The following is a 14,402-nucleotide window of genomic DNA, read 5'->3' on the forward strand; positions in this document are numbered from 1 at the left end:
ACGTCTTCTCTGGCCCTCAACCTGCCAGGTTGAAGTCCGCTACGGTCACCGTGGTTGCATCCGCCACCCCCACCAGGCGGATGGAGTCGGTACCGATGCTGACCAGCGTGTCATTGCCGACATCGGCTATGATGACGCTGCCGGCAAAGGTGGCCGCGGTGATGTTGAGGGCAGCGATATCCAGCCGGTCCTGGCCACCCTGCGGAACAGCGTCAAAGTTGATGATCAGGTCATTGCCGAAGCCGGCAGCGAACTGGAAGACATCATTGCCGTCAGTGGCCATCATGGTGTCGTTGCCGGCACCGCCCACGACGGTATCGTTACCCGCCCCACCGTTGAGGAAGTCATTGCCGGCACCACCCTGCAAGGTGTCGTTGCCAACGTCACCAAACAGCGTGTCGTTGCCGTCGCCACCCTGCAGCACATCGACGCCGTTGCCGCCATCAAGGCTGTCAGCGCCGGCACCACCCTGCAGGTTGTCGTTGCCGGTGTCCCCGAACAGCGAGTCGTTGCCGGCGCCGCCGTCGAGGGTGTCGTTGCCAGCGCCACCGTTCAGGGTGTCGGTGCCCAGGCCGCCGAGCAACTGGTCGTTGCCAGCATCGCCGTTCAGCGTGTCGTTGCCTGCCGCGCCGGTGATGATGTTGGCCAGGCCATTACCGGTACCGGTGAAGTTGCCCGCCCCGATATAGGTCAGGTTCTCGACGTTGGCACCCAGGGTGTAGCTGGCCGCCGTGGCACGCACGGTATCCGTACCGCCCGCCGTAGCCTCGACCACCACATCGCCGGCGTTATCCACCACATAGGTGTCGTTGCCAAGGCCACCAACCAGGCGGTCGATACCGGCACCGCCATTGAGCAGGTCGTTACCGGCACCACCGGTGATGGTGTTGGCCAGCGTGTTACCGGTGCCAGTGAAGTTGCCTGCCCCGGTAAAGGTCAGGTTTTCGACGTTGGCACCCAGGGTGTAGCTGGCAAGGGTGGTCTGCACCAGGTCGACACCACCGTTCAGCGCCTCGCTCACGGTGTCGCCGAGGTTGTCGACCACGAAGGTGTCGTTGCCTGCACCGCCAACCATGGCATCTGCACCAAGCCCGCCGTTGAGGGTGTCGTTGCCGGCACCGCCGTCGAGGCTGTCGGGGTCGTTACCCCCATTGAGGATGTCGTTACCATCCCCGCCGAACAGTTGGTCGGCGCCGCCCAGGCCGTTGAGCACATCGTTGCCACCCAGCCCCGAGAGCGTGTCGTTGCCCGCACCACCGGTCAGGGTGTTGGCCCCGGGAGTACCGACCAGCACCACGCCTGGCGGCGGCACAACCGCCGCGGTCGCGGCCGAAGTCAGCGACTCCCGGGTGCCAAAGGCGTCGGTGTAGCTCACGACCACCCGCAACTGCCGGTTACCCTGCTCGAAGCCCGGGGTGAAGGTTGCAGCAGTGGCACCCGCGATGTTGCTGAAGGTGCCGCCAATGTTCTGCTGCCACTGGAAGCTGAACGCACCCAGCCCATCCAGGTCGGCGATACTGCCGGTGAGCGCGGTCAGTGTCTGGCCCTGGTCTGGCGTGGTGTCGCTGATCAGCACGGCACCGGTGGGCGCATCGTTGACGTTGGCCACCGGGTCGAGGATGTCGGAGGCGATGCTTTCCTGCACACCAAAGTCATCCACGTAGCTGACCACCACCCGCATGTTCTGCCCCACCTGGTTCTGGGTGAGGAGGAAGGTGCTGTTGATGGCGCCAGCAATGTCGACCCAGCCCGTACCCCGGTTGGACTGCCACTGGAAGGTGAACCGCGGGTTGCTCAGGCCGTCGGCATCGACGATGGTTGCCGGGTTGGCGGTGAGCGTCTGGTTCTGCACCAGCAGCCCGGTCACGGTAGGCCCGGCGGTCGGCGCGCTGTTCGGCGCCGAATCGACGATTTCCAGCGTACCCTTGGTGTCCTGGTACACCGCGCGTACGCGGATGTTCAGCCCCGCCACATCGTCCGTGACCCGGTAGGTGCTACCGACGGCTCGCGAAACCTCGCCGGCAGCAACGAAGGTGATGTCTTCATAGACACCCGAGCCTGGCAGGGTCTCTACTTGCCAGTAGTACGCCACCGGGCCGGTGATCGCACCGGTCAGGTTGGTCGCGCTGACGTTGTCCGCGTCATGTACCGCCAGCGGGGTGACCCGCAGCAACTGGCCACTGACCGGTGTGTCGTCACGCACGCCGGTGGCAGCGTCAAGGATCACCAGGCTGCCGGTGGGGCCGGCGTTGACCGCGGTACCCACACCGGAGGCTTGCGAGCCATCCGAGAACTGCAGGCGTTCGATGCCGGTCAGGCGGTCGACACCATCACGCCCGGCCACCGAGTCGGTGACGATCACCGAGTTGCCATCGACCACCACGCTATAGTCGGTGGCCACCCCCGAGAACACCGCCGTGTCGTAGCTGTCGGTGCCGCTCAGGATTTCACGGACGATCACCAGCTGGCCCGGGTTGTAGGTGCCTTTGAGCATCAGCGGCACCATCGGCTCCATGCTGTCGAAGCTGGCGATTTCCGGGCCGGTGCCGTCGCTGTTGGCGCGCACGCTGATGCGCACGTTCAGCCACTTGTCACCGTCGAGGATGTCGTCGCCACCACGGCCTTCGATCAGGTCGCTGCCGCTGCCGCCGAGGATGATGTTGCCACCGTCGTAGAACGTTGCCCCGGCAGCCAGCAGGCCGGACAGGCCGTTGATCAGGCTGATGTTGGTCAGCACGCTGCCGTTGGCGCCGTTGGTAGGCAAGGTGGCAGAAGTTTCGCTGTCACCGCGCAGGAAGTCGCCATGGGCAGAACCCGACAGGCCTTCCATGATGTCGAAGCGCACCAGCGCAGACGCGCCCGAACCCGGTACCGGCGGCACATCGAAGAAGCGGTCGCTGAAGTCTGCGGTCACACCCTGGGCCAGGCCCTTGAAGGTCGCCCAGTCGTAGCCGGAACCACCGATGTAGCGGTCACCGAAGCCCAGGCTGCCGACCATGATGTCGTCGCCGCCTTCACCGTTGAACTTGTCGTTCTCGTTGCCACCGATGAACACGTCGTTGCCGATGATCGGGTCGTTGCCGAGCGGGTCGAAGTTGTCGCCAGGCGCACCGTCCGAGGTGCCCTTCTCGATCCAGTCGTCACCTTCGTTGCCCATGTCCTGCTCGTTGGCTTTGCTGCCCAGGATAAAGTCGTTGCCCTGGCCGCCAATGGCTTCGGAGGCGTCCTCACCGGTGACGATGAAGTCGTTGCCGAAACCGCCGATGATCAGGTTGACGCCATTACCGCCGTGCAGCACATCGTTGCCGTCGCCGCCCTGGATGTTGTCGTCACCACCCATGTCGCTGATGATGTCGTCGCCGGCACCACCACGCAGCTGGTCGTTGCCGTCGCCACCCTCGATGCGGTCGTTGCCGCCATCGCCCCAGACCGTATCGTCACCCTCGCTGGACACCAGGATGTCGTCACCCTCGGTGCCGCCCAGCACGATGTGCTCGGCACCGGCATAGCGGATGTAGTTGGTGTCCGGGCCTGCTGTCAGCGGGCTGTCGCGGAACACCACCTGCTCGCCGTTTTCACCCAGTGGGTCGAGGTTGCCCAGGCCTTCGTTGAACTGCTTGCTCTGGTCCACTTCCAGGTAGAAGCCCGGGTCGGAGAACACCAGGCCCGGCAGGTGGGTGGCCGAGGTGTTGGCCATGATCAGCTTGGCGAACGAGTTGCTTTCCAGTTCGGCGTTCATCGACAGGCCGGCGGTGCGCTCCAGGTAGTAGAAGCGGTCGCCGTCCTGCAGTTTCTCCATCTGGTTCTCGAACACGAAGTTGAAGGTGCTGCCCAGCATGCCGCCGAACGGGGTTTTCGCTTCGGCCAGGCCGCCGATCCACAGGTCGATGGCATCGACCCCGGTCACGGTCACTGCCCGCAGGTCATCGGCGGTACCCAGCACGCCATCCCTGCCAGGCAGCGTGACGTTGGCGTAGGCTCCGGTGCTGTTGAGGAAGTCCAGGCGATCGGCTGGTGCGCCGTCGCCGCCGAACACCAAGGCCATGGCCGCCGCGCGTTTTTCCAGCAGCGTGGTGGCCTCGGTGATGGTGCTGTGAGTGCCGTAGGCAGCGATGAAGTTGATCAACGACTCCGGATGCTTCAGGTGCTGCACCAGGTCGACCCAGCTGGTGTAAGGCTTGAGCTGGGTATCGCCGGTTTGTGCGTAGATATCGCGGCGCACAGCGTTCAGCGAAGGGATACCGACGTCGCGGCCACGGGCGATGTTGATTGCCGGCAGGTCCAGTGGCAGGCCGAGCAGGTTGTTGCGCAGCGCCTCGGTGACGAACTCGTCGATCTCGTTACCGGCCTGGCGGGTGACCCCGCGCACGATGGCGCTGGTGGCATCCTCGGGGGTAACGCCACTGGCGGCATACGCCAGCGGGTTGAGGAACGCCGCGATCAGGCCCAGTTGCTGGTCGGGGTTGGCGCTGGCCGGGTCGCTGATGACGGTGAAGTCGACGTCGAAGCGGTCGACGGTCTCGGTCAGCATCGAGTGGCCGAAGCGGTACACGGTGTGAGCGAACTCGGCCACGATCGACGCATCGAGGTCGACGTCATACACCTGGGTCGGGGCGAAGAACAGGTCGACTCGCGGTTGTACGGTGCGGGCGAACTCCTCGAACACCAGGTGCTGGTACTGCATCTCGGTACCGAACTTGGCGGCCTGGAACAGCCGCTCGCCATTCCACACCAGCGCGTCGATTGCGGCCTGGTCGGCCGGCAGCACTGTTATCGGGTTGAGCAGCCACTCGTTGATGAAGGCCAGGTCACCCGAATCGAGCACGGTGTCCATGGTCTGCGCCACCAGCCGGTTGTGCTCGGAGTGGAAGATCGCATGCACGGCAGTCAGGCCGATGTTCTCGTTGACCCGGCCGTCGCCGGCGATGTAGTGCGCGTCGAGCAGTTCGTTGTCGTAGGCCAGGTTGGCACCGGTGTTTGGGTTCACCGGCACGGCGTTGCCCACATCGGTATCGGCATCAGGCACCAGCACGCCACCGCTGAACACCGGCACGGCATTGTGGGCGATGTCGGCAAGGAACTGGTGACCGGTGCGTACGGCGTTGGTCAGGTCGATCGGCGCCAGCGGGTTGCCTTCGACCTGCTGGTCGTCGGCCGTGCCGGCAATGCCGTCGGCACCTTTCATGATTACCATCGGGAAACCGTTGGGCCCCTTGATGAAGTTGCCGTAAGCATCGGTCGCCAGTAGCGGCACGTTGTCGACGTCTGCGTCGGTCAGGTTGATGCCCAGTACGTCACGGGCTTGGGCCTTGACCACCTTCCAGGTCGCCATGCCACCAATTTCGGTGTCGTCGGCGGTACCGTAGCGGCCGTCGGCGCCCAGGTCCCGGTTGGTGATCAATCGGCCGGTGGCGATAGGTCCGTCGTCGGTCAGCAGATAGCCGCGCAGGAACACCTGGTGGGAAGGATGCGAGCTGTAGGTCTGGTTCTGATCCACGAACGGAGTGGTGGTATTGGTGTGCTCGTGGATGTCATCGGCGTTGCCGAGGATGCCATCCGGCCCAGGCAGGTTGGTCGCACGGGTCACCACCATGAAGTTGGTGAAACCACCCTCCACGTACAGCGGGTCATCCGGTTGCAGCGGGATGTAAATAGTGCCGGAGCCCCCCTTGGTGACTAGGTCCAGGCCATGGTCGAAGAACTGCCCGAAGAAGGTCATCCAGGCGTTGAACGGCGCGGACAGGCCAGCATCGGCGGCGGTGTTCTCGAACAGGTAAACGTCGTGGTCGTCGCCGGTGCCGAACTGGCCGTCCAGGCCTGGGCTGGCGACGATGCGCACGCCGTCCTTGAGCACGTCGTCGTTGCCCACGGCACCGAAGTTGAGCACACCGTCCGCACCGGGGTCATATGCCGTGGCATAGGCAGCCGGGTTGTTGGAGGTCTGGTCGGACAGCAGGTTGCTGATGGTGCGCGGCTGCGAGTCGAACACCGGGCCGCTGGTCTGTTCGTAAGACGAGCCCGGAATGGCCGGCGAGCCAGGGCCGAAGAAGCCGGCCGGTGCACCTTCGGCCGGGTTGAACACCGGGTCGGTCACGCGCGGGAAGACGTTGTCGGCGGCACCGTACTGCGTGTTGTTGATACCGTTGAGGTTCATCAGGTTGTTGTTCGAGCCATCCACCGCCCGCAGGCCCAGCGCCGAACGGATGTTGGGCAGCAGCGAGAGGATGTCTGCCCCGTTGGCATCGGCCTCGGCGATCTTGATCTGGTCGAGGATGAAGTTGAGGTCGGAACGCACCATGTGCAGCCCGGCGCCGCCAGCAGTGGCATCCGCCACCGGCGTGGCTGGCGTCGGTACCACAGGCGCGCCCGGTTGCACCACGGTGGTGGGCTGGGAGAACAGCACTTCGGTGGTGCCATGGGCGTCCTGGTAGATCGCCTTGACCCGCAGGGACAACCCGGCCAGGTCTGGCGACACCTTGAACGTGGTGCCGTCGGCACTCTGGAACGCCAGGTCGCCGGCCGGCAGCAGGATGATGTCCTCGAACACACCACTGCCCGGGGTGGCCTCGAACTGCCAGTAGTACGACACCGAACGGTCGGCGAGCGTGCCCAGCGGGTTGCCGGCGCTGATGTTATCGGCATCCCGCACGCCGGCCACGTTTACCGTAAGCAGATCGCCCACGGTGATCGCACCGCCGTTGCCGTCAGTGATGGCCGGGTTGCCGACAGGCTGCGCATTCACGCCTTCCACCAGCACCCGCTGGCTGTCGGCGAACTGCAGGCGTTCGATGTGCAACAGGGTATCGACGCCATCGCGTCCAGCCACGTTGTCGGTCACTGTCCAGACATCATCTGATGTGTCGAGCGTACCTTTGGTGTTCTGCGTCACCGTGTACTCGCTCTGCACCCCTGAGAACACCGCCGTGTCGAACGCCGCGCCTCCCGTCGAGGTGCCGGGCAGTATTTCCCGCACGGCCTTGAGCTGGCCAGGGTTGTAGGTGCGGTCGAGCATGAACGGAATCATGTCGACCATGCTGTCGAAGCTGGCGATCTCAGGGCCGGTGTGGTTGACGTCTCCCGGGGCATACACGGCGATGCGCACGTTGAGCCACTTGTCACCGTCGATCAGGTCATCGCCCCCACGGCCTTCGATCAGGTCGCTGCCGTTGCCGCCGAGCATGATGTTGCCGGTGGCAAAGCCGGTGGTCGGCAACCCGGCATCGGCCAGGAACTGCTGCAGGCCACGGATCAGTGCCACGTTGGTCAGCGCACTGCCGGTGGCACCGCCGTGGTTGAGGATGGTCACGGCATCGACATTATCGCCCTTGAGCACATCGGCGAAGTTCGAGCCGGACACGCCCTCGACCTCGGCAAAGCGGTCGAGGATGGAAGCCGGCGAGGCGCCGACCGGGTTGAAAATACCGGTGTTCTGGTTCGGTGCGTTGCCATGGGGTTGAGCCAGGGCGGCCAGGGTCAGGTCGACGGTGACGCCAACCTGGTCATTCTTGTTGGTAATCCAGTCGAAGCCGGACATGCCGTCCATCTTGTCCTGGGCGTCGCTGCCGACAAAGATGTCGTCACCGCCCTCGCCGATCATTTCGTCGAAGCCGCCACCACCGACGAAGATGTCGTTGCCGACCACTTCGTCACCCAGCAGCGGCGCAAAGTTGTCGCCGGGCGCACCGTCCTGGGTGCCCTTCTCGATCCAGTCGTCGCCCTCGTTGCCGGTCGGTGGCAGGTTGGTCTTGGCGCCGAGGATGAAGTCGTCGCCCTGCCCGCCGAAGGTGGTGCTGATGTCTTCGGTGGTGATGATGAAGTCCTGGCCGTTGCCGCCCAGGATCAGGTTACCGCCCACCAGCATGCTGCCGGCAACGATGACGTCGTTGCCGTCGTTGCCTTCCAGGCGGTTGTCGCCGAAGGAGTCGGTGATGATGTCATCACCGGCGCCGCCCAGTACGGCATCGTTGCCCGCACCGCCTTCCAGGGTGTCGTTGCCGGCGTCGCCGTAGACGGTATCGTCGCCCTCACCGGAGATGATGATGTCGTTGCCGGAGGTGCCGCCCAGCACCACGTGGTCTTCGCCGGTGTAATGCAGGAAGTTGGTGTCGGTGCCCACGGTATCGGGGTTGTCGCGAATCACCAGCGGCACCACTTCGACGCCGTTGATCATTATGCCGCCCGTCGGGTCGGCCCGGCCATCGGCACCCAGGCCGGTGAACTGCTTGGTCTGGTCCACCTCGAGGGTGAAGGTCGGCGTGAGGAACACGGTGTTGGACAGGTGGGTGACATCGGAGTTGAGCATGATCAGCTTGGCGAAGGAGTTGTTCTCCAGCTCGGTGCCAAAGTTCATGCCCGCGGTGCGCGAAAGGTAGTAGAACCGGTCGCCGTTCTGCAGCGCTTCCAGCTGTGTCTCGAAGACGAAGTTGAAACTGGAGCCGAGCATGCCGCCGAATGGCATTTTCTGCTCGGCCAGGCCGCCGACCCAGAAGTCGATGTCATCGACACCGGTCACGGTCACTCCGGTGATGTCATCGGCGGTGCCGGGTATGCCGTCCGCTCCGACCAGTGTCACGTTGGCGTAGGCGCCGGTGCCGTTGAGGAAGTCCAGGCGGTCCGCTGGCGCGCCGTCACCGCCAAGCACCAGCGCCACGGCGGCGGCGCGCTTGGCCGCTTCGGTGTCCGCCCCGGTGATGGTGGCGTGGGTACCGTAGGCGGCGATGAAGTTGATCAGCGACGCCGGGTGCTTGAGGTGGTCGGCAAAGTCGGCCCAGCTGATGTAAGGCTTGAGCTGGCTGTCGCCGGTCATGGCATAGAAATCGCGCCGCGCCTCGTTGAGGGTGGGGATGCCGGTGTCACGGCCACGGGCAATGTTCAGCGCGGGCAGGTCCAGCGGCAGGCCAAGCAGGTTGTTGCGCAGCGCCTCTGTGACGAACTCGTCGATTTCGTTGCCCAGCTGACGGGTGACGCCACGGATGATCGCGCCGGCCGCTTCGTCGGCGGTAGCACCACTGCCGGCGAAGGCCAGCGGGTTAAGGAAGGCAGCGATCAGGCCGAGCTGCGGGTCGCCGTCCACCGGGGCGAACGCCGGGTCGAAGCGGTCGACGGTCTCTGTCAGCATCGAGTGACCGAAGCGGTACACCACATGGGCGAACTCGGCGAGGATGGCCGGGTCGATCGAGGTGTCGTAGCCATTGGGGGCCAGGAACTCGTCGATCTGCGGCTGGATGGTGCGGGCGAACTCTTCGAACACCAAGTGCTGGTACTGCATCTCGGTGCCGAACTTGGCCGCCTGGAACAGCCGCTCGCCGTCCCATACCAGCGCGGCAATTTCGGCGGGCGTGGTGGGGATGGCAGCGACATCATCGATCAGCCACTGGTTGAGGAACGCCACGTCGCCGGAAGCCAACAGGGTGTCCTTGGTCTGCTGCACCAGGCGGTTGTGCTCGGAGTGGAACACATGGTGCACGGCAGTCAGGCCGATGTTCTCGTTCACCCGGCCGTCGCCGGCGATGTAGTGGGCGTCGAGCAGTTCGTTGTCGTAGGTCAGGTTGTTGCCACCCGGCCCCACCGGCTGTGCGTTGCCCACGGCAGTATCGGCGTCGGCTTGCAGCACTCCGTTCACGATCACCGGCGCGGCGTTGTGGGCGATGTCGTCAAGGAAGCCATGCCCGGTGCTCACGGCATTGGCCAGGCTGATCGGCGCGTCGCGGTTGCCTTCGACCAGCGTGGTGACGTCGTCGGCGGTACCGGCGATGCCGTCGGCGCCATTGTTGACGCGCATCACCACCTGCGGCATGCCGTTGGGCCCGCGCAGGAAGTTGCCGTAGGGGTCGGTGGCCAGCAGCGGCACGCTGTGCACATCGGCATCGGTCAGGTTGATGCCGAGCAGGTCGCGGGCCTGAGCCTTGACCACTGCCCACGTGGCCATGCCACCGCTTTCGCCATTGCCATCGTCGGCGGTGCCGAAGCGGCCATCGGCGCCCAGGTCACGGTTGGTGATGAGCCGCCCGGTGGCTACCGGGTCGCCTGCGGCATTGAGCGTGTATTCACGCAGGAACACCTGGTGCGAGGGGTGCGAGCTGTAGGTCTGGCTCTGGTCGACGAACGGCGAGGTGGTGTTGGTCTGGCCATCGTCGGCGGTACCCACCACACCATCGGCGCCTGCGGTACGCACAGCCCGTGGCAGCACCATGAAGTTGGTCGGGCTGCCTTCGACGAACAGCGGGTCGTCCGGCTGCAGCGGGATGAACACGACGTCGGTGCTGCTTTTGGTGACCAGGTCCAGGCCGTGGTCGAAGAACTGGCCGAAGAAGGTCATCCAGGCGTTGAAGCCGGCGGTCAGGCCGACGTCGGGCGACACGTTGGGGATGAAGAACACTTCCGTGTCATCAGCGGTGCCGAATACCCCATCGATGCCGGGGCTGATCACCGGGGCGGCGCCGCCATTGGCTTCGACTGCGGCCGGGTTGTTCGCCGTCTGGTCGACGATCAGGTTGCTGATGGTACGTGGTTGCGAGTCGGTAACCGTACCGGTGCCGGCATAGGCGCCGGTGAAGGACGGACTGAGCAGGCGCAGGAACGAGTTGTCAGCGGCGCCGAACTCGCTCTGCCCGGTCACCAGGTTGTTGTAGCTGCCGTCCACGGTACGCAGGCCGAACGGCACCTGGCTGTTGGGCAGCAGGTCGATCAGGCTGGTGCCATCGGCATGGGCTTCGGCGATGAAGATCTGCTGGAGGATGAACTCCAGGTCCGACTTGCTGAAATCTGCCATTTCAATTGCCCTCGATCTGTCGGGAGATGACTCAGGGCAACAGGGTCCTTCCCGCGCCCAGTCAGTGACGTGCGCAGTTTCTGATTCTGGGTTCTGGGGGCAGTTGGGCACTACGGTGCTGTGTTATCGCCACTGGCCTCATCGCCGGCAAGCCGGCTCCCACAGGAACGGCGGGAACCTTGTAAACGGTGCGATACAGGTAGGCACCGCACACACATCGACCCCAGCTCGCACAGGGTCCGAATACATCAGACTAAAGTCGCAGAAGAAAAACTTGTCAATATCCCGTCAAAAAATTCGTCCGGCATTGATAACGCGACACAACTCCCTGTTTTTCATGGCACTTATGAAAAGTTCAAAGACTTTATAGAGCAAAAAGATATTACCGAGTGTTTCACTGCAACCTACGCTGCTGCATGTGGGAGCAACGCAGCGTTTTGGACCATTCGCCCTTAGAGCGACCCGCCTGCGAGCCGACCAGAAGCCACAACTACCGCTGTACGGGGCGCCGCAAGGGCTTCCCGTTTGTGATAAAGGGAGGCCCCCGATGCACAAGCCGCCACGTACCCGTTCCGAGCTGGCCGACGTGCTGTTCCGCCTGCGCCGCAGCTTTTTTGCCCTGGCCGCCTTCAGCGGCGTGATAAACGTCATGATGTTGACGCCAGCAATTTATATGTTGCAGGTGTACGACCGCGCCCTGGTCAGCCGCAACGTCACCACCCTGACCATGCTCACCCTGCTGGTAATCGGCCTGTTCATGCTGATGTCGTCCCTGGAGATGGTCCGCACCCGCGTACTGATCCGGGTCGGCAACTTCCTCGACATGGACCTCAACCGACGCATCTTCAGCGCTGCCTTCGAACGCAACCTGAGCCGCGCCGGCGGCAACCCGGCCCAGGCCCTGCAGGACCTTGCGCAGGTGCGCCAGTTTCTGACCGGCAACGGCCTGTTCGCCTTCTTCGATGCCCCCTGGACGCCGATCTACCTGCTTGTCTGCTACCTGGTCCACCCACTGCTGGGGCTGGTGACGCTGATCGGCTCACTGATCCTGGTGGGCCTGGCCTACCTCACCGAGAAGGCCACGCAAAAACCCTTGGCCGAAGCCAACCAGGCGGCCATGTCGTCGGCCAGCTATGCCAACAACAACCTGCGCAACGCCGAAGTGATCGAAGCCATGGGCATGCTGCCGGCGATCGGCAAGCGCTGGTACCAGGGCCACTTGCGCATCCTGCAGATGCAGACCCTGGCCTCCGACCGCGCCGCAATGATCAGCAGCACCGGGCGCTTCGTGCGCATCACGTTGCAGTCGGTGATCCTCGGTGCCGGCGCACTGCTGGCGATCGAAGGCAAGATCACCCCCGGCATGATGATCGCCTGCTCGATCCTCACCGGCCGCGCCCTGGCCCCGGTGGAGCAGGTGATCGCCGCATGGAAGCAACTGCTGGGCTGTCGTTCCGCCTGGGGCCGGCTCAACGACCTGCTGCACGACTACCCGCAGCGGCCACCGAGCATGTCGCTGCAACGACCAATGGGCATGCTGGCCGTGGAAAACGTGATCGCCGGCGCCCCCGGCACCAACAACAACATCGTGCGCGGGGTCAGCTTCAGCCTGGTCCCGGGTGAAAGCCTGGGCATCATCGGCCCTTCGGCCTCGGGCAAATCCACCCTCGCCCGCCTGCTGGTAGGCGTGTGGCCGACCCAGGCCGGCAAGGTGCGCCTGGACGGTGCCGACATCTTCACCTGGAACAAGGCCGAACTTGGCCCGTGGCTCGGCTATCTGCCGCAGGACGTGGAGTTGTTCGAGGGCACCATCGCCGAGAACATCGCACGCTTCACCGAAGTAAACAGCGAAGCGGTGATCCGCGCTGCCCGCAGCAGTGGCGTGCACGACATGATCCTGCGCTTCCCGCAGGGCTACGACACCCGCCTGGCAGCCGACGGCAGCCCGCTGTCCGGTGGCCAGAAGCAACGCATCGCCCTGGCCCGTGCGCTGTATGGCGAGCCGAACCTGGTGGTGCTGGACGAGCCCAACGCCAACCTCGATGACGTTGGCGAAAAGGCCCTGGTCGATGCGCTGGCCGAACTCAAGGCGCGCGGGGCCACGGTAATCCTGATTTCCCACCGGCCCAATGTGCTATGCGCGGTCGACAAGGTGCTGATGCTGCGTGACGGTGCCGTGCACATGCTCGGCAGCCGCGACGAAGTGTTCGCGGCGCTGCGCAAGGCCAGCGTGATCCCGGCGGCGACCGCAGCGCCCCTGGCCTCGGTAAAAGCACGGGAGTGATCGATCATGCAGATGACCCAACACACCGAATTGATTCCCGCCGAGGCCCGCAACGGTATCGACCTGGACATGGGCCGGCCGGCACGCTGGGGCGTATGGATGGTCATCGCCGGCTTTGGCGGCTTCCTGCTGTGGTCGTGCCTGGCCCCACTGGATGCCGGGGTAGTCGCCACCGGCACGGTCAAGGTCACCAGCAACCGCAAGGCGGTGCAGCACCTGACCGGCGGCACGGTCGAGGCGATCCTGGTGCGTGAAGGCGACATGGTGAAGAAAGGCCAGGAGGTGGTACGCCTGGACGCCCTGCGCGCGGTGGCCGAACAGGGCGCGGTCAGTGCCCAGTACATCGTCAGCAAGACCGTGGAAAACCGCCTGGAAGCCGAGCGCGATGGCCGCGACACAGTCACCTTCGACCCTGCCCTGCTCAAGCACTACGGTAGCGACCCGCGCCTGCTGGCCGCCATGGACCTGCAACAGCGCCTGCTGGACACCCGTCGCGCGGGCCTTGCCGGTGAACTGAGCATCCTCGAGGAAAACCTGGCCGCCACGGCGGTGCAGCTCAAGGGCCTGCAGCAGGTGTACGGCGCCCGCGCCTCGCAGATCGGCTTCCTCAACCAGGAACTGCAAGGCACACGCGTGCTGGCCGCCGAAGGCTATGTGCCACGCAACCGCCTGCTGGAGCTGGAGCGCAACAATGCCGACCTGTCCGCCGGCCAGGCCGAAAACCTCAACAACATTGCCCGGGCGCGCAGTCAGGCCACCGAGATCAAGCTGCGCATCCTGCAACGCCAGCACGACTATCTCAAGGAAGTGGAATCGCAACTGACCGATACCGCCAAGGAGAACACCACCTTGGCCGATCGCCTGCGCGCGCTGGACTACGAAGTGACCCACACGGTGATACGCTCACCGATCGACGGCATGGTCCAGGCCCTGAGCATCGCCACGGTCGGCGGCATCATCCAGCCTGGGGCCAAGATCATGGAGGTGGTGCCGCTCGACCAGCCGTTGCAGGTGGACGCGATGATCCCGGTGCAGGCCATCGACAAGATGGTGCCGGGCCTGGACGTGGACCTCGCCTTCCCGGCCTTCAACCATGCGAAGACACCGAACATCCCCGGGCGGGTCATGACCATTTCTGCCGACCGCCTGATGGACGAAGAAAGCAAGCAGCCGTACTACCTGGCCCAGGTGGAAGTGACGCAGGACGGCATGGGCCTGCTGGGCAGCAACCACATTCGCCCCGGCATGCCGGCCACCGTCACCATCAAGACCGGCGAGCGCAACCTGCTCAGTTACCTGCTCAAGCCGATGCTCGAACGCGTGGACGCCTCGTTCAAGGAGCAATGA

At 64.6% G+C, this 14,402-nt stretch carries 3 protein-coding genes; 2 read left to right on the forward strand and 1 reads right to left on the reverse strand.

Annotation, left to right across the window (positions count from 1 at the left end; genetic code table 11):
- Positions 1 to 16 precede the first annotated feature (16 nt).
- Positions 17 to 10,771: a peroxidase family protein gene (locus RYH74_RS22070; RefSeq protein ID WP_317410130.1), complete on the reverse strand. Its 10,755-nt coding sequence runs from the start codon at positions 10,769 to 10,771 to the stop codon at positions 17 to 19.
- 547 nt (positions 10,772 to 11,318) lie between these two features.
- Here RYH74_RS22070 and RYH74_RS22075 point away from each other — a divergent pair.
- Both RYH74_RS22075 and RYH74_RS22080 read left to right on the forward strand, forming a co-directional pair.
- The gene (locus RYH74_RS22075; protein WP_317410131.1) at positions 11,319 to 13,055 is read left to right on the forward strand and encodes a type I secretion system permease/ATPase; all 1,737 of its coding nucleotides are present in this window, start codon (positions 11,319 to 11,321) and stop codon (positions 13,053 to 13,055) included.
- A 6-nt stretch (positions 13,056 to 13,061) separates the two neighbouring features.
- On the forward strand, positions 13,062 to 14,402 hold the full coding sequence (locus tag RYH74_RS22080) for an HlyD family type I secretion periplasmic adaptor subunit (RefSeq protein WP_075044812.1): 1,341 nt from the start codon (positions 13,062 to 13,064) through the stop codon (positions 14,400 to 14,402).

This window comes from Pseudomonas sp. LSJ-87 (assembly GCF_032971465.1).
In the GTDB taxonomy this organism is placed as follows: Bacteria; Pseudomonadota; Gammaproteobacteria; order Pseudomonadales; family Pseudomonadaceae; genus Aquipseudomonas; species Aquipseudomonas putida_Z.